The organism is Kitasatospora sp. NPDC002040 (genome assembly GCF_040296785.1).
Lineage (GTDB): Bacteria > Actinomycetota > Actinomycetes > Streptomycetales > Streptomycetaceae > Kitasatospora.
The window spans coordinates 1-26948 of record NZ_JBEOXV010000014.1 but is presented as its reverse complement, the minus strand read 5'-3'; the positions used below and the strand labels follow the sequence as shown (position 1 = coordinate 26948).

The window sequence follows — 26948 nt, the reverse complement described above, 5'->3', positions numbered from 1 at the left end:
GGCTCGTGCACCCCGAGGGGGCGGACGTGAGCGGACCGAATGACACCTTCCGGCGCCTTCGGGAGCGCGAGTGGAGCATGAGCCGCACCGAGGCCGCCGAGTTCCTGGTGGCGGAGGGCGCCAAGTGCGGCATGACGGTCTACCTGGTGGCCCGGACGATCGCGACCTGGGAGGACGGCATGACCTCTTGGCCGCAGGCGCGCTACCGGCGCCTTCTGCACCGGGTGACCGACCGAACCGTCGAAGAGCTGGGCTTCACACCCCCAGCACGCCGGGTAGGAGTTGCGGCAGAGCCTGCGGCTGGCCGACAAGTGGGGCAAGGAGGGGAAGTGGTGCCCCGACGCAGCATCCTCCTCGGAGCCGGGGCCGCCGTACTCACCACCGCAGTTCCGGCCGCCGACCACCTCCGCCCGGCCCTGGGCCAGGACCACCTGCGGGCCCTGCTGGAGATCGAGCAGCAGTTGTACGCCCAGGACCGCGACCACGGATCCGCCGACCTCGGGCAACAGGCCACCAACGCACTGCACACCGCCTACTCCTGGCTCGCGGAGGGCCGCTACGGGGCAGGTCTCGGCCGCGAGCTCCACACCGCCACCGGCATGCTGTCGGTCGCCGCCGGATGGCTCGCCCTCGATGCCGGCAGACCAGCCGATGCGCGCTCTCTCTACACCGAGGCGCTAGCCAACGCCCGACAGGCCGATGACCCGGGACTGGAGGCCCACGCCTTCGCCTGCCTGTCGCTGCTCGCCCACGCGACCGGCCGGCCGCGCGAGGCCGTCACCACCGCTCAGGTCGCGCAGCGGGCAGCGTCCGGGCTCGGCTCACCGCGCTGGCTCGCGTTGCTGGCGATGCGCGAGGCCCGCGGCTGGGCGCTGCAGGGTGACCGCACCCTGGCCGAGCAGGCGTTGGTGCGGGCGTACGAGCTCTACGCCAGGGGCCCCCAGGACGCCGACCCCCAGTGGCTGGCTTTTTTCGTCCCTGCTGAGCTGTCCGGACTGGAGTCCTTGTGCCGCGCTGACCTGGGGCAGCATGATCGGGCCGTGGCGGGTGCCGAGCAGGCCGTGATGCTGTTCGGCAGCGGGCATCCGCGCAACCGCGCGCTCTACACGGCGGACGTTGCCCTGCACCACACCCGACAGGCCAGGCCGGATCTCGACGCCGCCACCGACGCGGCCCACCGGGCTCTCGTCCACCTGCCCGATGTCCGTTCGGAACGCCTGATCCGATCCCTGCGCGACATCGCCGGTGCTCTCCAGAGCCACGGTGAAGTCCGGTGCGTGTCCGCCTACCTCGACTCCTACCGAGCCGCTGTCCGTGCGGCGTGAAGGGCCAGCCCGTGAGCACACCGCCCTCCCCACCGACGCTGCAGCGCTACGGCGCGAGCGACGCCGAACCGCTGCTCGACACCCTCGCCGACGTCTGGGCCGAGGCCCACGCCGGCCACGACGACGTCGCACGAGCCGGGTTCACCCCCGCCACCCTGCGCCGCCAGATCACCGGCCACGCCCAACACGAGGCCTTCACACTCATCACCGCGTACGCCGCCGGGCAGATCATCGGGTTCGGCTACGGATTCCGCTGCAGCCCCGACTACTGGTTCGGCGAGCGTCTCCTCCCGCACATTGAACCCAGGGAGGCACAGACCACCACGTCGCTGGCGGGGATCTGCGAACTCGCCGTCCGGGGCGGCTGGCAGGGACTCGGCGCCGGAACCCGCATACACGCGGGCCTACTGGAGGCACTGCGAGCGGAGTGGGTCTCCCTCCTGTCCATGCCCGGTTGCGAGCGGCCGGAGCAGCGCCTCTACCGAAAGCTCGGCTACCGGTACGCCGGCCCGTACCAGGCCGGCGCCGACGGCCCGGTGCTCGACCTCCTTCTGCTGCGCACTGGCGACGCCAGCTGACTGCCACCGTCCGGGGCGCAACCCGTTCTCGATCAGAGCCAGGAGCACAATGACCTTCGACAGGGGCCCCTTCATCCCCGGGACGCCCGACCGATGTGCTGCTCCTGGTGAGGGCGACGCCAGCACCCTCATTGCCCGGGGACAAGCTGGCCCGAGCCCGTCGAGCCGTGTGCGACGACGATCAGCCGGAGAGCGCTGGCCGCACCGTGCTTGGCCTCGACGGCTGACCGGCGAGCGCTAAGACCATGCCCCACGTGGCCAGCTGTCTCAGCCGCCTGGTTCGGCGCAGTGGATCATGGTCAGTCCGAGGAACCGGACGGGCGCGGCTCCTGATTGTCCGGGCGCATGATCTCGGCGTGCATCTGGAAGGCGAAGGCCTGGATCACCTGCTTCTCAAGGTGGAGCGTCGTCTGCAGTTGGGGGTCGAGGCCGGGTGAGGTGGCGATGTGACGCCTGTAGAGGTTCGCGGCCTCCTCGGTCGCTCGTAGAGCTGCGGGATAGTCGCCCCTCATCGCGGCCACCACTGCCAGGACATGCAGTGTGCCGGCGAGTGCAGGTTCGTAGACGGATGGGTTGTTGGCTGCCAGCCTGCGTCTGATTTCCACCGCGTGCTCGGTAGGAGCCAGGGCCTCTGCCGGTCGCCTGAGCGTCACCAGGTGGTTGCCGAGGTTGGACAACGCGGTGGCGAACGAGGGCTCGTGCGCGTCAGGACTAGCGGCCGACAGGCGGCGGTAGATTGCTACCGACTGCAACGTGGCGGCCACGGCGTCGTCCTGACGTCCTACGTTCGACAAGCTGCTGCCAAGATTCGACAGCGCGCGGGCGAGATCTGGTTCATAGGCGGCGGGGTTGGCCGCGGCCAACTCGTGCCAGAGTTCCACCGCCTCCGAAGCGGCACCCAGGGCGTCCTCAGGAAACCCGGCCTGAGACAGGTGAGTGCCGAGGTTGGACAACGAGTGGGCGAGGTGATGACCGTAGGCAGCGGAGTTACCTGCCGCGAGCCTGCGCCGGATGGTCACCGCCTGCTGTTCGCAGGTCAGAGCTTCGGCGGGGTATCCCGCCGCTGAGATCCGGTTGGCGAGGTTGGACGCGGCGGTCGCGAGTTCAGGTTCGTAGGCATCCGGGTTGGCGGCCGCCAGCCGGTTGTAGAGCTCCACCGCGTTTGCAGAGGCGATCATGGAGTCCTGCCGCCGCCCCACCTGCGACAGGTTGCTGCCGAGATTCAGCAACGCGCGGGCGAGATCGGGTTCGTAGGTGATGGGGTCGGTGGCCACCAGTTCGTAGTAGATCTCCACAGCCTTGCCAGTGGCCTCCAGGGCATCCACATGGCGCCCTGCCTCGGTCAACCTGACACCAAGGTTGTTCAACGAGTACGCGAAGTTGGGCTTGTTGGCGGCGTCTCTCGCGGCGCGGTCACGATCTTTCTGCGTCAGTGCGCCATTCAGCTCCAGGGCTAGGGCCGCAGTGACACTGGAAGGATATGGCAGCGCACTGACGACACTTTCGATCGCCTGGAACGCAATAGGCGTGATGTCCAGGGCAGCATCGAGAGTCTGGAGGACACGGTCGCTGGCGCTGCCGCGCCCGCTGTTGTAGTGGGCGATGGCGGCGCGGGCCAGGACAGTGATGGTCTGGGCCTGCTGGGCAGGAGAACCCACCCCGAGTAGCGGAGGCAGGGAGATGGCACCGCTCTCGAGGACGTGGGAGGCGTGGTACTCAGCGACGCGGTCGGGGTGGAGGGACCCCCAGTAGTTGTGACCGATCGCGGGGTACAGCATCGCGAGCCAGTCCACGATGGCTTCCGCCTGGTGGGCGGGCAGGCCGGGGAGGCTGGCGATCACCTGAAGTGCATTGTCCCGAGTGGCGGCTCCGCACAGCACGGCGACCGCGACGGCGGCGCCCAGCGTCGAGGCGTCGAGGTCGAGGCGGTGGGTCGGCGCATTAGCGCTGGCCTCCCAGAAGCGGTCCTCGTGCTTGAGGAGGGTGCGCTCCGGCGGGGCGCCCGGGACCTCTTCGACGGGGAGGGGTCCGTGCTGTAGAAGGCTGACCAGCGCGGTCATCTGCAGGGTAAGGACGTTGTCGTAACGGAGGTCGTGCAGGTCTTCGGGAGGCCTGAGTCGGGCCGCGAGGGACACCCAGTCGTACGTGGGAAGGGTCGGGACCAGCGGCAGGAACCGGGCCAGATCGGCAGCGGCGCGGTGATAAGCCCGCTGTCGTTCGCCGACGGGTTGGCCGGCGGGGCTGAGTGGAGCGAGCGGAATGACCGGCGCTTCCTCGAAGAGGTCCCGTACGGCGGGCACGGCCTGAAGGGACCCGGTGCGCCACTGACCGTCGGACCGGGCGAGCAGCAGCACGCGGACCCGGTGCCGGGAGAGGTGGAGGTGGGTGATCAGGCGGCGTAGCAGTCGGGGCCGGGTCTCGGCGTAGTCGACGACCAGGAGGAGGGGAAGGGCGGTGTTGAGAGTGGTGAAGTCGGGTGGGCTGCCGTCGAGCGTGGGGTCGTCGGTGAGATCGGAGCGCAGGTGGCCGGTGACCCAGCCGTGCCGGCCAAGAGTGTCTGTCAGGCGGCGGGCGAGGCGGGTCTTTCCCTGGCCGCCGGGACCGGTGATGACCCGTATCGAGATCGAGGGCGGACCGTTCTCGCACCACGCTTTCAGGTTGGCGAGGTCGGTGTCTCGGCCATGGAAGGTGACAGCCTCGGCGTCGGCGCGCAGCAGCGCGGCTGGGGAGCGGAAGTTGCGCTCGACTGCAGCGGGGGTGAGCAGGTGCGCCGGCTCGATGGGTTCGAGGACGGGTTCCCAGCCGGTGTGCTCGGTGACCAGGGCGCGGAAGGTGCTGTCGGCGAGGAGACTGGCGGCGGTGGTGGCGGTCAGACGGGTGCCGCCGTCGGCGAGTCGGTCGCGGCGTACGACTCCGCACAGCAGGTCGCCGCTGAAGCCGTCCTCGGTGAGGACGCTGGCGCCGGACATCCCTGACCAGCGTGTCCCGCCTGCGGTCCCGGTGCTCGGGGTGGGGTCGATGCTGGAGATCTCGTAACGGCCTGCGAGGGCGCCGGTTCCCGGAGCGATATGCCCGTTGAGCTGCTCGTCCAGGCGGCGGCCGTCCTCGGAGTCCTTTTGCAGGCGGGGAAAGCCGGTCGCGATCACCGGCTGAGGGCGGTGACCGATGATCAGGCCGTATCGCTGGGGCGGTCGGGTGAGCAGGTCACCAAGGGACGGCGGTATTCGCCATTCGTGGCTTTCTGGGATTTCGATCAGCGCGGCGTCCACCGTGCCGTCCTGGCGTCGCCAGCGCACGGTCGCGGTGAACTCGTTCTCGCCCGCGCCGGGCAGGCTCACTCGCACTGGCGCCGTGACGGTCGGGTCCGCGTCATCCACAACGTGGGCGGCGGTCAGCACCAGGCGTGGCGCGACCAGGTAGCCCGACCCGAAACCCGTTACCTTCCGCCCGCCCTTCAGACGGTCCACCCGGATCTGCACCCGGCGGTCGTATTCCAATTTTGCCTCCCCGAATTCCGGTCACCGGTCACCTGCTCCCGTCGAGGTGCTATTCCTCGTCGCTGATGTTCACGTCACCGCCGCTCGGCGTGTGCGGGTTCAGCCTCACCGTCAGCTTGTGGGACTCCTTCGTGCTGCTCTCCTTCTTCCCGCCGAGGCTGATCACACTCCAGCGCAGCCCGCCGTTGACACCGGTGCTGCGGGTCAGTTCCAGCCCGAGCTCGACCGTGATCTCCCCCAGCGTGAACAGCACGCCCCTCTCGCCCGGCCCTGCGGGGTCCGCGATGCGGCTCTGGGCTTCAGCGATCTGGTCTCGCAGCAGGGTGACCGCGTCCGCCAGGTCCATCCCCTGCTCATCCGCACCGCGCGCATCAGCCATGCCCAACCCCCTGTTGCCGTCTGGCCGTTGCCCGGCCCGGATCCCCCGATTCCTTGCCCGCCGCCAGCCGGCCAAACACTGGAGAGCATGGGGCACGTCCGAATTCGGGCCCCTGCCTCCCACCACGGCCGACGCCGACGCCATGCCGCCCGATACTGTCGACCTACGGCATGCCCGCAACGGCGGTCATCATCGCGAGGCCTGTCCAGTGAATCAACTACCCGGCCAGCCACGACCGACGACGGCACGAGCCTGGGTGTCGGGCACTGACGGACGGCCTCCCTTTCGCGGCGACCACGCGCGATGGCAACGAGCTGATCGAGCCATCCGTCGGACCAGATAGTTCAGCAAATGAAGCATACGGGGAATGATCTTTACTCCCCCGGGGAGTCGACTCCCATCCCACGGCGTACCTGCAGGTCAGCGGATCTTTTGAACGACCCACCGATGCCGGATTGTCGTTCACGGCAAGGTCGGGCCGACGAGATGCCGGCCTAACCCGCACCTTCCTCGCAGCGCAGGCACCCACGCGTCCGGCGCCCTGCGGTGAACCCCGCCGTGGAGTTCTTCGACGCCCGGCACCTGGAGCTGGTCGAAGCCGCCATGCCTTCCGTCTCGGCCGAGGAACGCTACGCCATGGACCGGATCTGGGACCGGGAGACCGCCGCGAACCCGGCCCTGTTCGACGGGCCGGCGGTCGCCTGCGTCTCGCTGCAGGCCGACCCTTCGGGCCGGCTGGCCTTGTCCTGGGCCCCGGTCACCTACCGGTACCGCGCACTGCGCCGGATCCGCAGCGCAGGCTGGAAACCGTCTTCGGTCTTCGTCACCGTCCTGCAGCCGGTGCTCGGCGGCGGCCTGGTGGTGAGGCGCGGGGCGGGATGGACAGCGCACCCGGGCCGTTGGCAACTCCCCGGCGGCTCCGTCGAACCCTCGCCGGCCGAGCAGCCCCTCGACCTGGACTCGCTTCGCCATCACGCCGCTCGCGAACTCGCCGAGGAAGTCGGACTGAAGGTCGAAGCCGACACCCTGAAGCTGTGGGCGGTGTCGCGCGGCGAGCACGGCAACGTCGGAATCCACTTCGCGAGCCGGCCACTGCCCGAAACCCTGGTGCGTCGACACCACCGGGAGCTGCTGTCCTCCCTGGGCGACGGCGTCGAACCGGAACTGGAGCAGATCGAGATCGTGGACTCCGCACAGAAGTTGGCCGCTCTCGGACCCACCGTGGACTACCTGGCCCCGCTGCTCGCCCGGTGGACAGCGCAGGTAACCGCCGCTGGCTCGACCATGCGACCGGCCGCCAACTAACCGACAGTTCTCACCATCGCCCGGCTTCGGCTACGCCCTGTCGAGGTGGGTGATCATCTGCTGCTGAGGACACTGTGGTCCGACCCCGTCGTTCGGCTGTACCTGGGAGGACCAATCCCTCAGCCCCGGATCGACCAGCTCCCGGACAGACATCCCCTGAGCTGGAGAGTCAAACGGCAAGTGTGTGACCCCAGGGGGACCGGGCAGTCCCCTACCCGTCGGCGGTCCGCCGCTCGGCTCGAACGGATGCCCTAGTCTCGACGGATGACGCTCTACTTCGACCCGCTGGCCATCCTCGGCAACGACCGCGATGCCTTTCAGGGCCGTTGGGAAGACCGACTCTGGCTCAACGTCCCCGGGCCCTTCTACGGCGGGGAGACCGACACCTGCTGGACGGGACGGCTCTCGGCGCCCGCCCACGTCCTCTACGGAGGCGAGTACCTCAGCGAGTACGTCTACCGCCAGCCCAGAACGCCTGCGGAGACGGCCCTGCTGGTAGACGCGGCAGACGACGACCCGTTCCTCGGGTACGGCTGTGACGGCGACTCGCGATGGACACCGGAAACGGTCCGTGAGTGGTGGCGCAACCGCAACCAGGTCGTGCAATACCTGTCCGATCAGCGGAGCAAGTGGGATGAGGGCGATACCTGGGCAGGCCAAGACATAGCCGCCGCCGTTCGCGACTTCGAGCTCTACATCGCCGGTGATCTGGCAACTGACCTGCGGATCTACCTCTACTGGCTGGAAGAGCGGCGGTCCCCCACACCCGTTGACCAGTTGCCCAAGCTGTAGCTTCACGCGGCGAGCGCGTGAGCCCGCTGAGACCAAGCTGTTGCCTCGTTGTACGGTGTACCGGCTTTGAGACAGCCGTGCAGGATACCGACGAGCCGGTTGGCGAGTTGCCGCAGAGCGGCGTTGAATTCGATGCCGCGAGCTCGTTGCCGCTTGTAGTAGGCCCTAGCCCCGGCGGAGACCCGCAGTTACGCGCCACCAACGCGTCCGAGCTGCTGGGGAGTCAGTTACGGGTTGACCGTACCGCCAAGCCGGTGAACTATCCCGGTCATGGCACTAGCCGGTGCGAACGGGCTCGAAGACGGCGTCCAGCACCGGCGTCTCCACCTGTCCCGGCGATGCCATGTCCGTGATCTTGCCATTCACAGTGGCGGGCCCTGCGCCCCGCCGCCGACACTCGCCGCTCTGACCCGCCAGGACGCCGACATGGCGGTCCCGGCCCGTGGCAGTTGGCCGTTGCTGTGCAACGCTTTGGCCATGTGCGGAAGGTTCGTCTCTACCACCGGGCCGGTCGACCTGGCCCGTCTCTTCGACGCCTCGACGGCCTTGTCCGACACCGGCTTCGTCCCGAGCTGGAACATCGCGCCGACCCGCGATGTCCTGACGGTGCTGGAGCGCTTGGACAGAGACAGCGGGGAGATCGCCCGGCAGGTCCGGGCGCTGCGCTGGGGCCTCGTACCGTCCTGGGCGAAGGACCCGTCAGGCGGCGCACGGATGATCAACGCCCGTGTTGAGACCGTCCACGAGAAGCCGTCCTTCAGGCGCGCCTTCGCCGCGCGGAGGTGCATCATCCCCGGCGACGGCTACTACGAGTGGCGCCAGGCCCCGGGCGGGCCGGCCGGCAAACCGTACAAGCAGCCCTACTATCTCGCCGCGGCCGATGGGAGTCTGCTGGGCATGGCTGGGCTCTACGAGTTCTGGAAGGACAGGACCCGTCCCGACGACGACCCCCTGGCCTGGCTCACCACCTGCACCATCATCACCACCGAGGCGACCGACGCCGCCGGCCGCGTCCACGACCGCATGCCGCTGACCATCACCGCCGCCAACCGCGACGCCTGGCTCGACCCCGACCACACCGACCCCGACAGTCTCCGCGCGCTCCTGCACACCCCCTCCGGCACCGAGCTCACCGTCACCGCGGTCAGCACCGACGTCAACAGCGTCCGCAATGACGGGGTCAGCCTCCTGACCAAGGTCGAGGACCCCCTGCCCGCCTGAGCGCGCCTTGCCGGCGCAATACGGCCTGTGGCTAAGGCCCTGACCCGCCGCACGGGGCTCCTACAGCAGACCAAGGACGGAGGCGCTCCACCCGAGGGCCTCGGGTGTGTGCCAACGGGGTCGCTCTTGTGTCCCGGCCATGCCCCGGCCTGCCGCGAACGCTTGCTGATGGGCCGGCTGGCGTTCCTGGACTCTCCTCCAGAGCGCCTGCGCCTGCGGGTGGTGGCCGGTGCTGACAAGGAATTCGGCCAGATCCTGCGCGAACCCCCACCCGGTGAGAAGGGGATCAGGAGCTGTCCGCGGCGTCTGCTCGGGATCGGCGGTACTGGCGAACCACGGGAGCGCGGTGTCACGAAGGTGAGCTGCGAACCGCTCCAGTTTCGTCGGGCGCTCCTCGGGCTGGGTGAGCACCACGAAGTGCTGACCGGGTATGTCGAGGAAGCTGGAGTGGCAGACGATCGACTCCATGGATTCGGGTCGGCGAACGGTCAACTCGGGGTTGGCCCGGCGCCACCGGCCCAGGTCGTCGTCGAAGACGGTCAGGCTCGCCACTGTGAACTTGATCAAGTGTCCCGATCGGTTCCACTTACTTTTCTCAAGGCGGAGCACCTCCCGACGCACCGACTTTCGGCGCTCCAGCGAATGCCGAGACCTGACCCACCCGAACCCGTCGAGCATCCCAGCCAGGCAAGCGGCCCCGGCATGGACGGCATCGGCGGGCTTCTCGGCCTCAATCAGGCGGGTGATCAGGTCATCAGGCTGCGTCAAGGTCACCTCGCAAATGATGCCGCACGAAGATCCGCCGCCTCGGGTGAAATTCGTGACCCACCGGCCCGCAACGGCGTTGTCCCGGCATGATCACTGCCGACATGCCCGCCGACGAGGTCAGCCGCCAGGCGCAGGACCTGCTCGCGGACGGAGCCGAACATGGGCTCGCCGCCGCCCGGGAACTCTGGGAGCGGTGGTGGGCCCGGCTTGTTCCTGAGGAATCGTCAGCGGGCTGAGCAGCCCCGGCAGCGAGCGGTCGCCAATCGGCCAGGGGGTCGCGGTCGGCCCGGTGGCGAACGGGGGCAGGTTCCGGTCGGTGCTGAGGATTTTCGGGCCGTGCCGCACGGTCCGCCGCAGTTCCCGGGCCGAAGCTCGGCCAGGTGGGCGGTACGACCGGCACCTACGGCAGGAGCAGGTCCCAGAGCCGGCCCGGCGCCAGCACCGTGGACTCCTCCGCCGCGCCGCAGTACTCGATGAGGGTCACCGCTTCCCCCTGCAGCAGGCCGAGCACTTGGGCGTCCTCGCTGCCGGCCGATGCGGCCCGGGCCCGGTACCCCGCCGCAGGGCTGCGGCTGGCCTGCCCGCCGGGCCGGGCCAGGAGCAGCGGGCGGTCCTGGACGAAGTAGGCGAGGACGAGCGGGCCGTCCCGGCGGCAGAGCGGCGCCCAGTGCCCGGCCGGGGCGGGGCGCACGCCGAAGCGGGCGTCGGCGTCCAGGTGGAGCTGGTGACGCGGGCGGTCTTCGGGCACGTACGTGCCGGAGCCGGTCTGGCCTTCCAGCAGGCCGTCTCGGATCAGCGTCTCCTGGGCCCGTTGGAGTACCGCGTCGCTGACGCCGTACTCGGCGGCGAGTGCCGCGCGGGAGGGCAGGCTGGTCCCCGGCGGCCACTCCCCGGCAGTGATTCGCGTGCGCAGGGCGTCGGTGACGGCTGTGCTGGCCGGCTGCTGGCGCGGCGCCATCGAACCCCTCCTGGTCCTCGGGTGACGGGGTCAACCGTAGTCCCGGGCGCAGCGTCGCCCGGTGGTCGGCTTGGGCATCAGGTGGGGTGGGGCCGATCATCAGCCGGGGGGCGCTGGGTTGCCAGGTGAGATCGAGCGCGCTGTCCATTGCGGCGGCGCTGGGTCGATTGGTGCTGTCACCTGCGGCGGGGAGTGGGGTCGGATACTGGCTGGTGTGATTACTGAGTCCTCGCATTCACCCGTCAATGACCCTGCGGACTTCGCGTCCCTTCTGGCGGCGGCCGAGGAGTGGACCAGTGCCGCGCTGGGAGCTCAGCAGGAGGGGCTGTGGGCCCTGACCGAGACGGAGCGCCGGGTCCTGGCCGACGTGGTGGTGGCCACCAATCCCTTGCACGGTGGCCGCCTGCCGCCGCACGACGGGGAGTCGGTGCACGTGCGTCTCGGCCGCATCAGGAACTGGGCCGGCGTGCTGCGGCTCGCCGCACGTGCCGGGGGCTGGGACCTCCATCCTGTTGTGGGCTCCGACCCCTCGTTCCTCACCCGGCCCATCGGCATGCCTGATCTGCTGTCGGGCATCTATGCGCTCGCGGAGCAGGGCGAACGGTGGCAGCAGCTGATGCTGACAACCATCGACGACCTCAACGCCAAGACCCGTCGCCAGCCACAGCAACGACCAGGCGATCTTGACCAGGCACTCGCCGAGCGTGAGCCCCGGTTCGCAAGGGACTTGGCCGCCGCCGAGCGGTTCTTTACCGGCCCGGGCTCGCTGGAGGACCTGCTGCTCTTCTTCTACTGAGCCACCAGTAGCCAGGAGGTCGCTGCGGCGCCCCGCTCACAGCGAGGTGGCTGGTCAGGCGGCCGCTGCGGTGAGGGCCTGGGGATGGCGGTGTTCTTGTCGAAGCGTTCGTGGTGCTGAAGGCGGTGGTGGGTTTGTCCGAGGATGCGGTGCGGTCCCGGGGAGCCGGGGATTCGTTGCTTTCGCGGACGATGGTCGGTCTGCTACCGGTAGCGTCTACGGGGACCACCGAGAGGGGACGTCGTGTCTGCGCAGCCTGCGGAGTTCGGGCCGGGGACCGTCCGGCGTAGCTACAACACCATCGCGGCGGCGCTGCCCCCGGCGCTGGTGGAGCAGTTCACGGACGAGTTCCACAGCGCGGACGTCTTCGGTGCGCCGCGGGTCTTGGAGTACTTCGGGCGGATCGCCGACACCCTCGCCGATCCGGGCACGTCCGCGGATGCCGAGCGGTGCGTGCCGCAGGCCACGGGCCTGAGCCTGGACGACGTCCTGGCCGGTGCCGAGTGACGGGGGCGCCTGGTGGGACGAGCCCGCACCGGGGGTGCGCTGGTTCGTCCAGCTCGGCACGGGCGCGGAACGGGACTCGGTTGCCGACGAGAAGCTCGCCCAGGAGGTCCGCGGGCTGCCGTTCGGCTACCGGCAGGCCCTGGGTGCGATCTCGGCCCGTCTCTCCCTCGACCCGCTCACCGAGCGGCCCGCTGAGGCCCACGATCCCGAGCGGGTGCGGATCACCCGCCTCGCCGCCGACGAGCACGGAGCGCTGATCATCGCCACCGGCGCCACCATGTCGGTCATCGCCCGGGTGCACCGGCCGACCGGCGGCATCGGCACCGTCCGGGTGATCCCCGGCCCGTGACGGCTTACCCAAAGCGCGTCGCTCAGACGCCCGGGTCGATTCCGGGTCCACTGGAGTTGGATACCTCCAACTGCTGAGCGCGCAGCGGGATGCAGCGTCCGCATGTTCAGGGAGTTCCGGTGCGGGCGCAGCGTCAGGATCAAGGGGCCGTTGCCGGGTGGCCTTCAGCCTCCGGGAGGAGCTGAACCAGACCAACCCAGGCGGACTCGCCGGCTGACTTGTGGAATGCGCGGACTTTCCAGCGTCCTGCGGGCACGGGGACCGGGGCCTGAGCTGGCTGACCTCGGCCGTCCGGGTAGGGCACGCCGAGATGCTGACCGGCCTCGGCCGAGTCCATGAGAACTGCCGAGCCGTCGGTCTGCCACACCCCGCACTCCTCCCAGGGCGTCGACGGATCGTTCAGTGCGGCCTCGGCGGCGGCGAGCAGCTCGGCGTCGGAGTCGGCAGCGAGCCAGCGTACGAAGGCTCTCAGCTCAGGCAGGTAGCAGGTGGTGGCGGGCTCGTCGCCCAGCACCAGCGCGGTGACGGCGTCGTGCCCGTGCAGGGTGATCGCTTCGGCCAGGCCCTCGACCTGGCAGGCCTTGTCGTAGTCGTCCGGCTGATCACTGTCACCGATGATCATGCCTTCCTCGGTGCACCCGCCCCAGTACTGCAGCGCGGAGACCGGAACGACGATCAGCGGACCGCCCATGGACTCGACCCAGGTCGGATCGAGGGACCGCCGGACAGCATGTTGATCAGAGCTCATGCGCGCATTGTGTCGCTGACCAGTGACAAGGAGGGTGAGCACCACCCGCCGCACCTGCGCTGCCGCTTCGACAAGCCCATTCAGGACGGGGAAGGAGCCCAGTTGTCGGCGTACGCCGGTATGTCTCGGGGAGGTACAGCTGAAGGTGCTCACGGTTTCACGGGCCCGCCCGGGCCGGGGCCCTGGACGCCCTTGTCGTCGAGGAGACGAAAAGTGTTATCGTCTATCTGACGCTAAATTGGTAGGGCTTCCCGCCGCCAGGAGGACATCGTGGACGAGCCGCTGCGCTGCAGCACCATCTTCTCGCCGGGCTGCGAACGGATGCTTCATGCGCCCGCCTGGTATCACGGGGACGAGTGGATCGTTGACTGCGGCCGACGAACCGGTCCGCATCTCCGGGAGGAGCTGCCCGAACACCTCCTGCGTTCATTGGCGGCCAGCCCGGCCTCGGACGTCCGCGTCGCGGTGCTCGCCCACCCCAACGTCCCTTCCGACCTGGTGGACCACATGCTCGACGATCCGAACTGGGACGTACGGCGCACCGCCGTCCGCCGGACCAGCGACGTCGCAGCACTGCGGTCGGCGGCCCGCGACGAGTGGCACGTCCGCGTCGCCGTGGCCTCGAACCCCAGCTCCCCAACCGACCTCCTTGAAGAGCTCGCCCGCGACCGGGACCAGACGGTGGCGGTCAACGCCGTCCTCAACCCCTCGGCGCCGCCCAAGCTGGTCAACAGAGCAGCGCTCAGCCGCCGGGACCACGTCCGCTGGTGGGCCCTGCACCAGACGAGCAGCCGGAAGCTGATGCGGGCAGCGGCAACGTCCGCCGACACGGATAACCGGAGCTGGCTCGCCGGCAACCCGAACCTCCCGCTCGACGTGCTCACGACGCTCGCCGAAGACCCGTCACGCGCGGTCCGCCGCAAGGTCGCAGCCCACCCCGCCTGCCCGCCGGAACTCAAACAGCGGCTTGAGGCCACCCTCGCCCCAGGCCGCGCCACCTTCACTGCCGACGAAAAGGAATGACGCAGGCAGGAGGGCCGGCCAGAGGAGGTCCCGGACCCGACCTGCCACGGGTGGCCTCAACACCGGCGCGGCTCCTCCCCTGCCCGCGGGCGTGGGTCCGAGTACTGCACCTGGTGACAGCCGCGTAGGCTCCGCGGGATGCACAGCACGCTGACGGAACACGCCCGGTGCCTCTACGGCGATGAGTACCGACCCACGCCGGAGTGCGATGGCCGCCACGAGGAGTTCTACTTCACCGAGAAGCTGACCTTCGCCGACGCCGACACGATCCTGGCCATGCTTCGAGAGCTCTGCCCGCAGTACGTCGACGGCCTGCTCCCGGTGTGGGTCCGCAACCTCTCCTACCGGCTGCTCCTGCTGCAACGCCCCGACGATCCGGACCTGATGCGCGAGGCCGCGAGCAGTCTTGAATTCCACGGACCCGACTGGGACCGGATCGCCGCCGAACTACGGCAGCGTGCCGATGCCCTCGACCCGGCGTCCTGACTTCAACGACCAGCTGCTGAGCCAAAGTCGGCGCTGGACAGGACCAGCGCTCGCCGGTGCCAGGCCCCCTGACTCGTGCACCACCGGAGCACCCAGGCCGCATCCGCCTGGCTGATTCCACCTGGCCAACACGGCTCACCGATCGGCTGCTCGCCGACGGAGTCACCAGCTGCCCGTTCAGCTTGTAATTTATCCACTCGTCCTCGCCAGTGGAACAGGTGATCCGTTGTGATCATCATGCGGAAGACTGTGTACGTGACGCGTCCTACTCCGCTTGCCGCTGCTGAAGTGATCCACGATCACCTCGTTGATCAGCTCAACCTCGCCCTGCGCCGGCCCGGGATGCACGGGGGCGAGGTGGCTTTCCGGCTCCTGCTTGACCACCTGCTGTTCGTCGAGCGCCAGCCCGAGGCGTGGAACCAGCTGAAGCAGAGTTGGGAAGGACAGGGACTCTGGACCCCCATCGGCCCCAGCGGGGCCTTCCAGGATGTCTTCCCCGCGCAGGCTGACTGCTGCGAAGTCGCCTCGGTATACGCGGAGTTCGCGCACCGGCGCGGCTGGCTCAAGCCCGATCGGGTTCTCACAAGTGAGGAGTACGAGGCCCTCACAGGCCGAGCCCGGGTGTGGGCCGCGGTTGACCGCACCTGGGCTGACGTGACGGCGGAGTTCGGTCCTCCCTCTGTGCTGTTCGGAGGGAACAATCCTCTGTACGGGAAGGCGCTCGGTTACCTCTCGGAGGATCCGGAGCAGCCGATGGTGGTCTTCCACCTGTGGAACGGCAGTGAACCGGAGGCCGAACCGTGGCCGCCCGAGCATGCGCAACCGTTGCTCCTCGCAGTGCGTTTCGGCGGCGGCTTGTTCCGCGGGTCGTTGACCTTCACCCCTGAGGGCGAGCGGAGAAAGCCGCCGACCGGGGACCTTTGCCTGCCGCAGTAGTGGCCCGACAGCGAGCGCAGGTCACCCACATGGAGATTTCCAGGACAGCGACGCCGCCCCCGCATGATTCTGGACCTCCAAGAGGTACAGGACTCGACGCGAGGGCCGTGCTGGTGAGGTGCACTCGTGAACGCCCCTGACGCTGAAAGTCCCCGACCATGTGGTCAGTAGTTCAGTTTGGTGATGACGGGTGCGTGGTCGGAGGCGGGTGCGTCGCGTCGGCCGGTCGGGTCCTCGGTGATGGAGTCGAGTTGCTCTCCGGTGCCGGTGGAGACCTCCTCGACGCGCTGCAGGAGGGCGTGGCTGGTGAGGATGTGGTCGATCAGTTCGGGCTGGCCCTCGAAAACGCGCGAGCGGCGCTGCTCTTCGGGGATGAGGGGTGCGAGGTTCCACAGGCGCATGGCGTCGCCGCGGTCGGGGCGGTCGAACCCTCCGGTGCCGATCTGGGATCCGGGCGGCCCGTAGAGGATCTGGGTGGTGGCGGCCTGCGGCTCGTCGTTCAGGTCGCCGAGGACCGCGACGTCGTGGGTGCGGCCGTCGCCCTGCAGGAGTTCGTCGGCGAGGGCGCGGACCGTGGTGGCCTCGGCGGCGCGGCGGTAGAGCGCGTAGGCGCCGAAGCGGGCACGCTCGCCCTCGTCGCGGGGGTTGAACCGGCCGCCGGGGAACGACAGCAGCTTGGACTTCAGGTGGCACGTCGCCACGGTCAGGGTCTGGTCGTCGGCGGGTTCGACCTGCACGGTCAGGACGCCGCGGCCCATCGCGGCGGCCTCCTCGCCCTGGTCGCCGGTCTGCACCGGGAGCAGTTCCTCGGGGAACTCGGTGGTGTCCGACACGCCGGTGAAGGGCAGGCGGCTGAGGAACCCGACGCGGATGCCGCGGCCGTCGGGGTGCTCGGACAGGGCGGTGTGCCACTCGCCGTCCAGCAGGGCGACCAGGTCGTCCAGCGCCTCGGGGTCACCGACCTCCTGCACGCCCAGCAGGTCGGGGCCGATGCGGATGATCGTCGCCGCCAGACCCGCCAGCTTCGCCTGGTAGGCCTCCTCCGTTTTGGGGCCTGACGGTCCGCCGGCCTTGAAGAGGTTCTCCAGGTTCCAGGTTCCGAGGATGAACGTCATGGCCACACACTCTCCCGCCGGTCGCGACAGCCCGTACGCCCGGCATCCTCCCGCAGACGCACACGAAGCAACCGGTGGTACGTGGAGACCCGCCGCCTCATCACCCACCCAGAGCAGATCGGGCCACGGCCTCCGCTCCGGGCCGCTGCGACAGTTCACGATCGCGAACTCGAACCGCAACCACACCGTCCAGACCTGGCGCCGCACGCCTACCCGCGCTGGCGCAACCAACGCCCGCCACCCCGACGTCCTAGCCGCCCAACACCGGCTGGCTGGGAGCGCTCACGCCTCTGCCAGCACCCGGGCCGCCACCGGCCCGAGCGCCCGCCCCGCGGCCTGGCCACCTCGCCCGTTCGCAGACACCGTCACACCGGTGCAACCGCCCCGGCGGTCCGGCCAGTCACGGGCCCAGCATGGCGTGCCGGAACCGGCCTGACCCTCGACACTCCAATCTCACCCTGACAAGCCGAAGTCAGTACCGCAGCCGAAGCCTGGAGGACTTCGCCAGGGAGGCAGCCCGGACCTGTCCAGATATCCAGTTCACGGCTCCACGGCCGAACGATACGATCTTCGCCGAATGCACACCTGTGCGACGAAGTTCTGTAGAGAAACAGGCCATGACTCACCCGCTCGTCATCATCCCTCTCCTCGTCCTCCTCATCAGGCTGGCCCTCTGGCTGAACAAACGCCGCCAGGCCACCGCGGTCCACAGCGCACCCGCTGCAGGGCTGGTGCCGCGCACCGAACTGGTCGAAGCAGGCAGCGAACCCGCCGACCCGGCGGCACGGGCCGCCCTGGATGCGGCCAAGTCGGGAAACTGGCGCCCTGCTGCCGCCTACCTCTCGGACGGCAACGGTGACTGGAGCACCCGCTACGCCCGGATGAACCCCTTCAGCCACCTCGCGGCCACCGACGACATCTGGCTCAGGCAGTGGCGCAAGGAGCAGCCGGACAGCCCCGAGGCCGCCCAGGTGCACACCGACGCCCTGGTCAGGCGCGCGTGGGAGATCCGCACCGGGAGGTACGCCTCAGAGGTGACCCGCGAGCAGGCGATGGGCTTTCACCAGGTGCTGCAGCAGGCAGCCGAGGTGTCGCAGGAGGCGATCCGACTCGCCCCGGCCGGGGACCCGAACGCCTGGGTGATGCAGCTGTCGGTCGCTTTGGGCCAGGGCTGGTCGCACGAGCGCTACCGCGCACTGTGGGCGGAGATCGTGGCTCGCGAGCCCCACCACTTCGGCGCGCACAGTGGCGCGCTGCAGTACTGGTGCCAGAAGTGGCGCGGCAGCGACGAGTTGATGCACGCGTTCGCGGACGATGCGATCGCCGGCGCGCCGGCGGGCAGCCTGCTGACGGTGCTGAAGCTGCGGGCGTACTGGGAGCAGGTCCTGCGCGACAACTCCGGGGCCTCGCTGTACCGTTCCGCCGAGTTCACGGCCGCCCTGGACGCGGCCCTCGCCGACCTGGCGGCCGCCGACCCTGCCCATCCTGGCGTCGTTGCGGCGAGTGGCTGGATCGCCCACGGCCTGATCGAAACGGCCCGCCCCGCGCAGGCCCTGGACCTGTTCCGCAGGATGGGCCGGGAAATCGCCGGTCCGTGGACCTACTACGAGAACCAGGCCGCCGTTTTTGACACCGCCCGCATCAAGGCCGCCCGCGCAGCGGCCTGACCCAGCCCCGCGCTGGCTGCTCGCGGGGACCGGCGGGTGCGCGGTCGTCTGGCCGCTCCTGGCCTGTGAGCGATTGATGCGATCTTCGCTGGGATGAACGGGCAGGAGAACACGGATCGGTGAAGCCCGGCGCCCACCCGACAGGACAGCTGGGCCGCCGCGCTGCCCGCTGCTGTCGGGTCAGCACCGGATCTATCGTCCACCCAACAGCCCCACCGAAGCGCGACGTCTCCCTTGGACGGTTGCGAGCACCTGGAACGTGTCCTGGGGCCGCGACTGGACCACCCGGCGGTGCTGGCCCTGCTGGAGCGGTTCGGCTCACCCGCTGCGCTGCGCAAAGCCGGACGCCGCCGCCTGCTCGGCGTCGCCCGGCCCTTGGCACCGCGCATGTTCGAGCGCCTGGTCGAGGAGATCCTCACCGCGCTCGACGAGCAGACCGTCGTCCCGGGCACCGAGGCGGCCGCGCTGATCGTGCCGAGCCTGGCCGGCTCACTGCGGGCCGTCCTGGACCAGCGCAAGCTCCTGGAGAAGCGGATCCAGGAGCTGCTGGACGAGCACCCGCTCTCGAAGGTCCTCACCTCCATGCCCGGCATCGGCACCAGGACCGGCGCCCGGGTCCTGATCGACGTCGGCGACGCGAGCGCGTTCCCGACCGCCGCCCACCTCGCCTCCTACGCCGGCCTCACCCCCGCGACCCGCAGTTCCGGCTCCTCCATACGCGGCGAGCCACCTTCTCGACGAGGCAACAAGCAGCTGAAACGGGCGTTCTTCCTGGCCGCGTTCGCCTCGCTCAGCGATCCGGCCTCGCGGGCCTACTACGACAAGAAGATCAGCCAGGGGAAGCGTCACACCCAAGCACTCCTCTGCCTGGCCAGACGCCGGGTCGACGTCCTGTTCGCCATGCTCCGCGACGGCACCTTCTACGAGTCCCGGCCTGCACCGGGCAGCAGCTGAACTCCGAGGGGATCTGCCAGCAGCACCACGCAGTCCGCCGCCGGATCGAACCCGAGCACCGGGTTCCCCCAGTCGCCCTCCGCGGTCATCCGCACGGGCTTGCCCAACCGGCCCCCGATCGCACCCAGGAAACCACACAGGACGTCCACCCCTTCCTGGCCCTGCAGCTCACGAAGGTCGACGTCGAAGTCAATCTCGTCAGCAGACATCGGGCGGAAGATCGCCAACACCTCCGGGACCGGCCAGACCCGCAGATCGACCGTCTCCGCATCGGCCGGCCGCGCCAGCACCTCCGCCGCCGAGGGTAGCGGCCCGGCAACGCCGCCCTCGGAGTACTCCCACGTCCATCCGCTCGACCGCACCAGGTCGAACACCATCTGCCAGTCCTCGACCGAGGCGTCGGCCACGGACACATCCGGCAGAGCACCCATCAGGTCAGGGTCGAAGAAGTTCCTGACGTCATCCCACAGCAGATCCGACATCCCGCCATGCTGCCCGCCAGCCCGCCCAAACGCAGCCCGATTACCTTGACGAACCCCATAGAGGCACCCCCCGCCTGGCCACCTCGCCCGTTCGCAGACACCGTCACACCGGTGCAACCGCCCCGGCGATCCGGCCGGTCACGGGCCCAGCAGTGCGTGCCCGGGACGGGCCGACTGCCGGCGGCCTACTCCTCGCGCAGGAATTCCCGCAGGTCCGCGGCGACCACTGTCATCCCTTCACCGGCCTCGATCACGGTCGTCACGGTGCAACTCCAGTCGCCGGGGAAGAACCCGGACCGCAGAGTCCAGCCCAGATACACATGACCACCCGAGCCGAACGTGGCCGTCACGACCAGGTGGTTGTTGACCCAGACCCGCTCACCCTCCCAACCACGGAAGTCGCGCGCGAGACCATCGAAGAACTCGCCCATGCTGTCCCAGACAGTCACGGTCACGGTGTCGAGCCGCGCCCGCACACCGTCATCGATGGCCTCCACAGCGAAGGTGACCTCGTACTCCGCCCGGGACCAGTCGGACAACCGGACGGAAGCCGACGACGCCCCTGCCCCCTGAACGACGAGCTCAACCTGCCCTGGAACCATCTCGATCAGACTCACCCCGCGAAGAATACGGACACCCCGGCCGGCGTCACCAACACTCCCAGGCGTCGGAGCCGTTCCTACTACTCACCAACAGCTGATGATCCATCAGCCGCCCAGCGCTGCCAGCTGCCGACACCAACCCTTCTTCGTTCCCAGGCGTGCTGGTCGCTGGCGCGTGCGAACGCAACGGTAGGTCGAGCCGTACCGGACGGCGCGCCGCCGCACGGCGGTACAGAGGAGACACGTGCGCCCCACCCGGTTCCAGACCCTGCTCGTGGACGTCGCCGCCGGCCTGCCCGGCGTACAGCGAGCAGCCGCCCTCGCGGACGTCGGCCACACCGCCCACCCACTGGGCGCGGCCCTGCAGCTGGCCTCCGGTGCGCAGCTGTGGTGGCAGATCACGGCCGTCTCCACCACCGGCGATGTCTACGGCAACGAGGAGGGGCAGCCGGTCACCGGTGCGGCTCCGGAACCCCGCGAGATGCCGGACCTCACCGCCCAGCCGGTGCGCACCGCGGCGGTGGAGCAGGCGCTGGCCGCGGGGATCGTGGCGGCGGGGTCCAAGGAGATCGCGTCGGTGGAGCCGTACTCGGAGCGCAAGACGGTGTCGGCGATCGAGTACGGCCTGACCGTCAAGTTCCACAGTGGCGCTGATCCGGCACCGGCGGTCCGTCGAGCGTGAGTGGGAAGGCCTCTGAGAACGCGAACGGCCGGCCACGGGCAGTGTCCGTGGCCGGCCGTTGCGGCGTCTGGCTACTGCTCGGCCAGGCGCCGGAACCGCGAGGCGGTGTGGGGCTCGCCGGCGGTGTGGTGGCGGGAGCCTACCCGCCCCAGTTGGTGTCGGCCAGTCCCCAGATGCTGTCGCGCAGCACCGCGTCCCAGCCGGAGTCCGGTGCTGCACCCCACATGCTGTCCCGGCGTCGTGTGCCCTTCATGGACCGGCCTCCCCGCTCTCGCTGATCATGTACAGCGCACTGTAGATCGCTCTCACCCGCATGTCACCGCCTTTGAACTGCCAAATTCCTTGTCGCTGACGGGGGAAGCTGCTGCCGCCCGGAGAGTTTGAGCAGCACCTCGCCCAAGACCGAACCTGGCCCAGGCCCGCTGCCGTTCACTCGGGGGCGTTGGATCGTCGCAGCGTTGCCCCTCCTGACCCCTCGAAGCCGTCGGCCGAGGGGAACCGACGGAGCACACCGTCCGACGCTGCCCCGGGAAGAGGCCACCGGGCGGGCAGCCGCCCTGCTCAGTCGGGCAGATAGGGCCGTGGGATCACTTCGGACGGGCAGGGCGTGCGATGCGCGGGGCAGGCACGTCCTGATCGATGGTGAACACCTGGTCCGTGCCAGTGATCTCCGGCATCCGGCCCGACCGCCGCCGGGCTGATCCTCCGCTGCTCCCCCGCCTCCCAGTGTGCGCACACGCCGCACCGGCCGCGGTGTCCGCCGTTTACAGGCCGCCGGGTGCGAAGCCGGGAAGTCATGCGAGTCGGCGGGCCTTGCCGGTCAAGGTGGCCTCCTGGGCGTCCAGTTCGACGCGGAGTTCAGCGGCCTGGGTGAGGGCGGCCGCAGCGGTGGCCGGGTTGAGGTCCAGGTCGGCGAGCGCCGCGGCCCGTGCCCGACCGAAGAGTGGCCACACTGGGACGCTGACCTGCAAAAAAGGGTTTGCCCGGCGGGGCACGCCGTTGCAGGGTTGGCGTCTCACCCGATCCGGAGTTCCCATGAATCCACGTCAGCAGCCCCTCACCATCCGGCAGGCAGCCGAGCAGATCGCCGCCCTCGACCACAACCGGCGCGGCTTCGGCGTCCGCGCGACCGCGCAGGCACGGGCAGTTCTGGCCGACCTGGACCGGCGGGGCCTGCTCGGGGAACGCTCCTTCACGCTGGTGTTCGCCACCTTCGACGGTGATCCTCTGCGGGTGGCCCAGGTCCGGCAGTTCGTGAACCAGGTCCTCGTCAATCGTGACCTGCTGAACGCCGGCTAGTGGTGGTGCCGCTGTGCCCGGCGGTGTCGGCCGCGTGGACGGTGATCGGCGCGGCGAGCAGGGTGTCACAAGCTGACGTGCCTTCTCCGAACCAGGCTGTGTAAGGATCTGGCCGTGCCGAAACCCACCCTCACCGAACGCCGCTCCCCGTGGGTCGTGTTCACCTCTGCCGATGACCCCTGGCTGAGGTCGGAGGTCGCCACGCTCGTCGCCCGCGACGGCCTGGTCCTCCGGCTGGACGGCCGAGAACTTCGCGACGCACCGTCGCTCTTTCGGGCCTTCGCCAGAGAGCTGGCGTTCCCCACCTACTTCGGCCACAACTGGGACGCGCTGGTGGACTGCCTGCAGGACTGGCACGGCCCGGGCCACGGTACCCAGGACCTCGCGATTGTGATCGAGCACGCCGATGGCCTTCAGCATTCCGAATTCCTGGGACTCTTGGTCTCGGTGCTGACCCAGGCAGCCGAGCAGTCCAACCTGCGCCTCGACGGGGACGGCAACCTCGATGAGTGGCAGCCCCGGATCGCCCAGCACTTCGTCCTTCTTCTGAACCACACCTCACCCTCCGCTTTCACACAGGCAGTGGCCCACCGCGCCGATGTAGTGGTAGCCCTGGCAGACGGCCGCCTGCTCGCCACCTGAGACATCGTCAACGGCGCGGGGCAGGCACAACCCGAGCCGAGCGAGTTGGACCAGCGCCTGAGAAGTAAGAGCGGTTGGCTGAGTTCGAGTCCGCGGCTGGCCGTCAGGGCAGTCCGATCGGGGCTGGCCTCAGCGGCTGACCGTTCAGCTCGCGGGAGTCCTTCTCGTCCCACCACAGATCGCCCTGCTCGGTGAGGTAGGGGTGCAGTCCGCGGACGCCTCCGCCGTCGTGAAGCGCTCGTGCGACGGCGTGGAGGAGATGCGCCAGGCCGGGCCATGAGTCGGTAAAGTCGCCGCCGCCGCTGTGGCCGGCCCAGCCGAGACGCCCCGCGTCCGGGCCGGAACGCTGGTCGATCACCTGTGCCACGCCGTCGGCGCTCTCGGCCCAGGGCACCCAGAGCAGGTGCCACCAGGGCTCGTCGTCCCAGGGACGGGTGGTCAGGCCGTCGTTCTCGGCCGCGACGTCCATGCAGGTCTGCCAGCGGTCCACGATTCCGCTCACCGACAGGGAGGATTGCTCGGGCAGGAGGGTCGCCCAGGTGCTCAGCCCGTTGTGGCATTGCAGGGACTCGGCGAGGTCACCGGGCAGTGGGATGCCGAGGATCCGTTCTGCGTCCCGGACCTCCTCCGGCGTTGCCGGTGGGTTGAGCACTGCGAGGTCGGAAGCCGAGTGCATTGCCAGCCAGGCATCGATCCGGCGCCATGACTCCGACGGGGGCAAGATCTGCTGAGTCATGGCGCCATCCTGCCGTACGTGCCCGACAAGGTAGATCGAGAGCCTGGCAGCGAGCGCTGTCCGCCGGCTACAGCACGGTGAGGGTGATGACCCACAGGTGCGGAGCGGGCGGGTCGGGGAGGATCACGTAGTGGGCGATCAGGTCGGGCAGGACGATCTGCCGGATGCTGTCGTCGAGGTCGTCACCGTCGCCGGCCGGCCAGGACCACGGATCGGCCATCGCGCGCTCCAGGCCGTCCTGGAGCTGCTTGACCTGATCGTCCGTCAGGACGGTGCGCACCAGGGCGGCTGCCTCGGCGGACAGCCGGGCCCGGAAGGGGAATGCGGTCACCGGGGGAACAGGTCGTCGAAGTCGACGCCGTCGGCCTCGGGGCGGCCGGCGCGGTTCCAGTCATGGACGGCCGCGGCGGCCAGCGCGGTGGCGCGCGCGATGCGCTCCTCGCGGGTGCCGCTGGCGGCCAGGTGGTCCGCGGTGAGGACCCGGCCGATCAGCGTGTTGACGTCGATGCCCGCGCTCGCCGCCCGCTCACGCAAGCCGCGGACCAATTGGTCGTCCAGACTCGTCGTCAGCTCTACGGTCATGAGCCGATGGTAGAGCCCGGGCGCGCCCCGGCGAAGGGGGCCGGGGGAACTCGCGCCGTCCGCTCGGGCGCCCGTGCGGCCTGCGGCGGCTGGGGGCCGCTCCACCCGGTGAACACCCAGCCCGGCGGAGTCACCCGCCACAACCGCGGGTACGGACGGCGGTGTGGACGACAGCGTGAAGCACACCACCGCTGGGACCGGGACGGGCAGCACCGACACCGTGCTGATCGTCGTACGCGGACCGAGCGGCGCCGGGAAGTCGAGCACCGCCGCCCGGATCCGCTCCGCCTACGGCCGCGGCCTGGCCATCGTCGGACAGGACCATCTACGCCGGGATGTGCTCCGTGAGCGGGACGTGCCCGGCGGCGCGAACATCCCCCTGATCGGCCTGGTCGCCCAGCACGCCCTCGATGCCGGCTTCCACACCATCGTCGAGGGCATTCTCGACGCCGACCGGTACGGCGCCATGCTCGCCGACCTGGTTGCCTCCCACCGCGGGCGCAGCTACCTCTACTACCTGGACGTCGGCTTCGAGGAGACGGTGCGTCGGCACGCGACCCGGCCGCTGTCCGCCGAGGTGAGCGCCGAGCAGATGGCCGGCTGGTACCGGCCGCTGGACCTCCTGCCCGGCGGCGTCGAGCACGTCATCAGCGAGGACAGCACCCTGGACGACACCGTCACGCGGATCCTCACCGACACCGCACTCACCCCGCCGGGCTGGACACCACGCCCCTGAACCGGCTCGCCCCTGCGGGCGCCTGGTGAGCAGCGTCCAGCCGCCAGCGCCGTGGACGACGGCGCCGTCCTGGGCGCGCCGCTGCTCCAGAACCGGGGACACCACCGCGATCGGCTGCGAGGTCTGATGGGCGCACCGCCCGGCGGAAGCTCGGGTGACCCTTCGTCACAGTTGCGAGTTGATGCCGTCGGCGGCGCCGCTGGCTGGATGAGCCCCGCGCGAAGCGAGGGCGAGCGACCGGGAGAGCAGTGTGAGGGACTACTCGGCCAGACAAATCCGCTGGTCGACGGTGCAGGACGAGTGATCTGATGTCGTCATGGCCGGAATGAGCATCACGGTGTGTCTGCCTTCGCGAGAGGACGGCCGGGTGGAGGAGGCGGTCGCGAAGGCGATGGCACCCTTCGAGATCGACTACACGCGCGGCGAGGACCTGGATATCTGGGACTCCTGGCGCATCACTGGTGGCACGGCGCATGGTGGCGGGTTCAACGTCCTTCCCGGTCATGAAGGGGATGCCAGGCTGCTCCACGAGTTCCCGAACCGGTGGTGGCCCGGGCACGTGCCGGTTCCCAACGACTTCGGCTGGTGCGCGGGCGGGCCTCGCGAACTCCTCGACTTCTCCGCCTCTCCTGAGGCGGCGTGCGAGCTGGCCGACGCGGTGTGGCAGCGGTGGCACCAACTCGCGGCAGAACTGCCGCCACCCCGCTCCCTGGACTTCTACCTCGCCCGCCATTTCGCCGAGGCGATGACCTACTCGTCCCAGCAGGCTCATGCCGACTACGTCGCCCAGCCCCTCGTGCGGGCGTTCACCGACTATCTGAAGGTTCTGCCAACGGAGCGCTTCTCGTCGGCGTTCCTCTTCCTGGCGGACCCGGTCGCGAAGGTGGGCGGCTCTTCCCGCGAGGAGTTCATCGCCCGCTGCACGCCCTACGCTCTGCGCCGACGCAATGTCCTCACCCTGGAGGGCTGGTGGTACGAAGACGGCGACCCGGGTGTGCACGGCGCCTGTCACAGCGACGCCTGCCCGCACGAGCCGGATCTGGCACCGGGCTTCGGCCACGTCAACAGCTACCTGGCGGCGCTGCCCGGCGGCACACTCCTGGTCAACGTGCACTGCCACGTCTGAGCTTGACTCTGTCGGTGATCTTCATCAGTTCCACGGCGGCACCAGGTAGTTCGGTGGTCGGAGTGTCTGTCGTCTGCGTCATGCTCGCGGCATGAACGAAGACACCTTCTGGCAGATCATCGAAGACTGCAGGCCCGCGGGACCTGACCCTGAGGCTGAACTGCTCGCCGCCAACATCACCGATCGCCTCGCCCGGTCCTCGTTGGAGCTGGTCACGGGCTTCGCGGAGCAACTGTCCTGGGCGCTCTACCAACTGGACCGGAAAGAGAATGGACAAGGCTTGTCAGGAGACGCCTTCCTCTACACGCGCGCCGCGATCGTCGCCGCAGGCCGAGCGGTATTCGGCAGGGTCCTGCAGGACGCTTCCGCCTTCGCCCCGTTCGTCATCGACGGCGTCTGGGCCGAGAGCCTGCTCTACGCGCCGGACCGTGCATACGAACGCATCACCGGCGAGGAGTGGGGCCGCGATACGTGCTACTCCTTCGAGTCGTACTCGAATGCCGAGGACTGGGCAGGCTGAGCGCCGCCCGGAGATGAATACTCCCGAGATCTTCACCGGTCGGGAGCAGGCCGACGGTGTCGATGACGATGCTGCGCTTGCGTCCGACGATCTTCTTGCCGGCGTCGATGCCCTGCTCGGAGGCGGGGACGTTGGTG

General features: G+C 69.5%; 31 protein-coding genes and 3 pseudogenes. 21 read left to right on the top strand and 13 right to left on the bottom strand.

Annotated elements, in window-relative coordinates:
• Nucleotides 1-5: 5 nt before the first annotated feature.
• Together ABT118_RS25255 and ABT118_RS25250 are read left to right on the top strand one after the other, a co-directional pair.
• A complete protein-coding gene (locus ABT118_RS25255) occupies nt 6-1325 on the top strand; it encodes an NsdA family TPR-like regulatory protein (protein WP_502884663.1) in 1320 nt (439 codons plus the stop codon).
• Between the two features lie 11 nt (nt 1326-1336).
• Nucleotides 1337-1903: a GNAT family N-acetyltransferase gene (locus ABT118_RS25250; protein ID WP_350673051.1), complete on the top strand. Its 567-nt coding sequence runs from the start codon at nt 1337-1339 to the stop codon at nt 1901-1903.
• 299 nt (nt 1904-2202) lie between these two features.
• Here the strand turns inward: ABT118_RS25250 and ABT118_RS25245 are convergent, their stop codons facing one another.
• Together ABT118_RS25245 and ABT118_RS25240 are read right to left on the bottom strand one after the other, a co-directional pair.
• Entirely contained in the window at nt 2203-5400 is a 3198-nt protein-coding gene (locus ABT118_RS25245; protein WP_350673049.1) for a tetratricopeptide repeat protein, read from the bottom strand.
• A 49-nt stretch (nt 5401-5449) separates the two neighbouring features.
• Nucleotides 5450-5779 carry a trypco2 family protein gene (locus ABT118_RS25240; RefSeq protein ID WP_350673047.1) on the bottom strand — a complete coding sequence of 110 codons (330 nt, stop codon included), beginning with the start codon at nt 5777-5779 and terminating at the stop codon, nt 5450-5452.
• A 558-nt stretch (nt 5780-6337) separates the two neighbouring features.
• Here ABT118_RS25240 and ABT118_RS25235 point away from each other — a divergent pair.
• The 3 genes from ABT118_RS25235 to ABT118_RS25225 all read left to right on the top strand — a co-directional run bounded on the left by ABT118_RS25235 (nt 6338) and on the right by ABT118_RS25225 (nt 9097).
• The gene (locus tag ABT118_RS25235; protein ID WP_350673043.1) at nt 6338-7084 is read left to right on the top strand and encodes an NUDIX hydrolase; all 747 of its coding nucleotides are present in this window, start codon (nt 6338-6340) and stop codon (nt 7082-7084) included.
• Nucleotides 7085-7348: 264 nt separating this feature from the next.
• Complete coding sequence (locus tag ABT118_RS25230) at nt 7349-7876, top strand: ferredoxin (protein ID WP_350673041.1); 528 nt, start codon at nt 7349-7351, stop codon at nt 7874-7876.
• 477 nt (nt 7877-8353) lie between these two features.
• Entirely contained in the window at nt 8354-9097 is a 744-nt protein-coding gene (locus ABT118_RS25225; RefSeq protein ID WP_350673039.1) for an SOS response-associated peptidase, read from the top strand.
• Between the two features lie 60 nt (nt 9098-9157).
• Here ABT118_RS25225 and ABT118_RS25220 read toward each other — a convergent pair whose 3' ends face one another.
• Nucleotides 9158-9871: a hypothetical protein gene (locus ABT118_RS25220; RefSeq protein ID WP_350673037.1), complete on the bottom strand. Its 714-nt coding sequence runs from the start codon at nt 9869-9871 to the stop codon at nt 9158-9160.
• 80 nt (nt 9872-9951) lie between these two features.
• On the opposite strand from ABT118_RS25220, the gene ABT118_RS25215 reads away from it, so the two are divergent.
• Nucleotides 9952-10101: a hypothetical protein gene (locus tag ABT118_RS25215; protein ID WP_350673036.1), complete on the top strand. Its 150-nt coding sequence runs from the start codon at nt 9952-9954 to the stop codon at nt 10099-10101.
• Nucleotides 10102-10265: 164 nt separating this feature from the next.
• On the opposite strand, the gene ABT118_RS25210 is transcribed toward ABT118_RS25215, so the two are convergent.
• The gene (locus tag ABT118_RS25210; protein WP_350673034.1) at nt 10266-10823 is read right to left on the bottom strand and encodes a winged helix-turn-helix domain-containing protein; all 558 of its coding nucleotides are present in this window, start codon (nt 10821-10823) and stop codon (nt 10266-10268) included.
• 214 nt (nt 10824-11037) lie between these two features.
• On the opposite strand from ABT118_RS25210, the gene ABT118_RS25205 reads away from it, so the two are divergent.
• The 3 genes from ABT118_RS25205 to ABT118_RS25195 all read left to right on the top strand — a co-directional run bounded on the left by ABT118_RS25205 (nt 11038) and on the right by ABT118_RS25195 (nt 12475).
• Nucleotides 11038-11619: a hypothetical protein gene (locus ABT118_RS25205; protein ID WP_350673032.1), complete on the top strand. Its 582-nt coding sequence runs from the start codon at nt 11038-11040 to the stop codon at nt 11617-11619.
• Between the two features lie 243 nt (nt 11620-11862).
• Nucleotides 11863-12126, top strand: a complete 264-nt coding sequence (locus ABT118_RS25200; protein WP_350673030.1) for a hypothetical protein — start codon at nt 11863-11865, stop codon at nt 12124-12126.
• Nucleotides 12116-12475, top strand: coding sequence for a hypothetical protein (locus tag ABT118_RS25195; protein ID WP_350673028.1), 360 nt, complete (start codon nt 12116-12118; stop codon nt 12473-12475). The genes ABT118_RS25200 and ABT118_RS25195 overlap by 11 nt, the downstream gene beginning before the upstream one ends.
• 139 nt (nt 12476-12614) lie before the next feature.
• On the opposite strand, the gene ABT118_RS25190 is transcribed toward ABT118_RS25195, so the two are convergent.
• Nucleotides 12615-13223: an Imm21 family immunity protein gene (locus ABT118_RS25190; protein WP_350673027.1), complete on the bottom strand. Its 609-nt coding sequence runs from the start codon at nt 13221-13223 to the stop codon at nt 12615-12617.
• Between the two features lie 270 nt (nt 13224-13493).
• Here ABT118_RS25190 and ABT118_RS25185 point away from each other — a divergent pair, with 270 nt between their 5' ends.
• From ABT118_RS25185 to ABT118_RS25175, 3 genes are all read left to right on the top strand, one after another.
• A complete protein-coding gene (locus ABT118_RS25185; RefSeq protein ID WP_350673024.1) occupies nt 13494-14246 on the top strand; it encodes a hypothetical protein in 753 nt (250 codons plus the stop codon).
• 138 nt (nt 14247-14384) lie between these two features.
• On the top strand, nt 14385-14732 hold the full coding sequence (locus ABT118_RS25180) for a hypothetical protein (protein ID WP_350673022.1): 348 nt from the start codon (nt 14385-14387) through the stop codon (nt 14730-14732).
• Nucleotides 14733-14969: 237 nt separating this feature from the next.
• On the top strand, nt 14970-15668 hold the full coding sequence (locus ABT118_RS25175) for a hypothetical protein (RefSeq protein ID WP_350673408.1): 699 nt from the start codon (nt 14970-14972) through the stop codon (nt 15666-15668).
• A 164-nt stretch (nt 15669-15832) separates the two neighbouring features.
• On the opposite strand, the gene ABT118_RS25170 is transcribed toward ABT118_RS25175, so the two are convergent.
• Entirely contained in the window at nt 15833-16783 is a 951-nt protein-coding gene (locus ABT118_RS25170) for an endonuclease/exonuclease/phosphatase family protein (RefSeq protein WP_350673020.1), read from the bottom strand.
• A 139-nt stretch (nt 16784-16922) separates the two neighbouring features.
• Between ABT118_RS25170 and ABT118_RS25165 the strand changes: the two are divergent.
• From ABT118_RS25165 to ABT118_RS25155, 3 genes and pseudogenes are all read left to right on the top strand, one after another.
• Nucleotides 16923-17051 (top strand): annotated as a pseudogene (locus ABT118_RS25165) (IS630 family transposase); the annotation flags it as partial.
• Between the two features lie 349 nt (nt 17052-17400).
• Entirely contained in the window at nt 17401-18450 is a 1050-nt protein-coding gene (locus ABT118_RS25160) for a DUF4034 domain-containing protein (RefSeq protein WP_350673018.1), read from the top strand.
• A 252-nt stretch (nt 18451-18702) separates the two neighbouring features.
• Nucleotides 18703-19404 (top strand): annotated as a pseudogene (locus ABT118_RS25155) (transposase); the annotation flags it as partial.
• Here the strand turns inward: ABT118_RS25155 and ABT118_RS25150 are convergent.
• Both ABT118_RS25150 and ABT118_RS25145 read right to left on the bottom strand, forming a co-directional pair.
• A complete protein-coding gene (locus ABT118_RS25150; RefSeq protein ID WP_350673017.1) occupies nt 19371-19886 on the bottom strand; it encodes a hypothetical protein in 516 nt (171 codons plus the stop codon). The pseudogene ABT118_RS25155 and the gene ABT118_RS25150 sit on opposite strands and share 34 nt — an antisense overlap.
• 185 nt (nt 19887-20071) lie before the next feature.
• Nucleotides 20072-20503 carry a DUF6228 family protein gene (locus tag ABT118_RS25145; protein WP_350673015.1) on the bottom strand — a complete coding sequence of 144 codons (432 nt, stop codon included), beginning with the start codon at nt 20501-20503 and terminating at the stop codon, nt 20072-20074.
• A gap of 229 nt (nt 20504-20732) precedes the next feature.
• On the opposite strand from ABT118_RS25145, the gene ABT118_RS25140 reads away from it, so the two are divergent.
• A complete protein-coding gene (locus tag ABT118_RS25140) occupies nt 20733-21170 on the top strand; it encodes a hypothetical protein (RefSeq protein WP_350673014.1) in 438 nt (145 codons plus the stop codon).
• Nucleotides 21171-21964: 794 nt separating this feature from the next.
• On the opposite strand, the gene ABT118_RS25135 is transcribed toward ABT118_RS25140, so the two are convergent.
• Nucleotides 21965-22123 carry a hypothetical protein gene (locus tag ABT118_RS25135; protein ID WP_350673012.1) on the bottom strand — a complete coding sequence of 53 codons (159 nt, stop codon included), beginning with the start codon at nt 22121-22123 and terminating at the stop codon, nt 21965-21967.
• Nucleotides 22124-22205: 82 nt separating this feature from the next.
• On the opposite strand from ABT118_RS25135, the gene ABT118_RS25130 reads away from it, so the two are divergent.
• On the top strand, nt 22206-22469 hold the full coding sequence (locus ABT118_RS25130; protein ID WP_350673009.1) for a hypothetical protein: 264 nt from the start codon (nt 22206-22208) through the stop codon (nt 22467-22469).
• A 114-nt stretch (nt 22470-22583) separates the two neighbouring features.
• Nucleotides 22584-23111, top strand: coding sequence for a barstar family protein (locus tag ABT118_RS25125; protein WP_350673007.1), 528 nt, complete (start codon nt 22584-22586; stop codon nt 23109-23111).
• 103 nt (nt 23112-23214) lie between these two features.
• On the opposite strand, the gene ABT118_RS25120 is transcribed toward ABT118_RS25125, so the two are convergent.
• The 3 genes from ABT118_RS25120 to ABT118_RS25110 form a co-directional block, all read right to left on the bottom strand.
• Nucleotides 23215-23847 carry an SMI1/KNR4 family protein gene (locus ABT118_RS25120; RefSeq protein ID WP_350673004.1) on the bottom strand — a complete coding sequence of 211 codons (633 nt, stop codon included), beginning with the start codon at nt 23845-23847 and terminating at the stop codon, nt 23215-23217.
• A 67-nt stretch (nt 23848-23914) separates the two neighbouring features.
• Nucleotides 23915-24178: a hypothetical protein gene (locus ABT118_RS25115; protein WP_350673002.1), complete on the bottom strand. Its 264-nt coding sequence runs from the start codon at nt 24176-24178 to the stop codon at nt 23915-23917.
• Nucleotides 24175-24429, bottom strand: coding sequence for a hypothetical protein (locus tag ABT118_RS25110; protein ID WP_350673000.1), 255 nt, complete (start codon nt 24427-24429; stop codon nt 24175-24177). Before ABT118_RS25110 ends, ABT118_RS25115 begins: the two co-directional genes overlap by 4 nt.
• A gap of 163 nt (nt 24430-24592) precedes the next feature.
• Here ABT118_RS25110 and ABT118_RS25105 point away from each other — a divergent pair, with 163 nt between their 5' ends.
• The 3 genes from ABT118_RS25105 to ABT118_RS25095 all read left to right on the top strand — a co-directional run bounded on the left by ABT118_RS25105 (nt 24593) and on the right by ABT118_RS25095 (nt 26811).
• Entirely contained in the window at nt 24593-25165 is a 573-nt protein-coding gene (locus tag ABT118_RS25105; protein WP_350672996.1) for a P-loop NTPase family protein, read from the top strand.
• A gap of 316 nt (nt 25166-25481) precedes the next feature.
• Nucleotides 25482-26291: a hypothetical protein gene (locus tag ABT118_RS25100; RefSeq protein ID WP_350672994.1), complete on the top strand. Its 810-nt coding sequence runs from the start codon at nt 25482-25484 to the stop codon at nt 26289-26291.
• Nucleotides 26292-26382: 91 nt separating this feature from the next.
• Nucleotides 26383-26811 (top strand): DUF4240 domain-containing protein, encoded by a 429-nt coding sequence (locus tag ABT118_RS25095; RefSeq protein ID WP_350672993.1) that lies wholly within the window; start codon nt 26383-26385, stop codon nt 26809-26811.
• Between the two features lie 43 nt (nt 26812-26854).
• On the opposite strand, the pseudogene ABT118_RS25090 reads toward ABT118_RS25095, so the two are convergent.
• Nucleotides 26855-26948, bottom strand: a pseudogene (locus tag ABT118_RS25090) (IS5 family transposase); the annotation flags it as partial.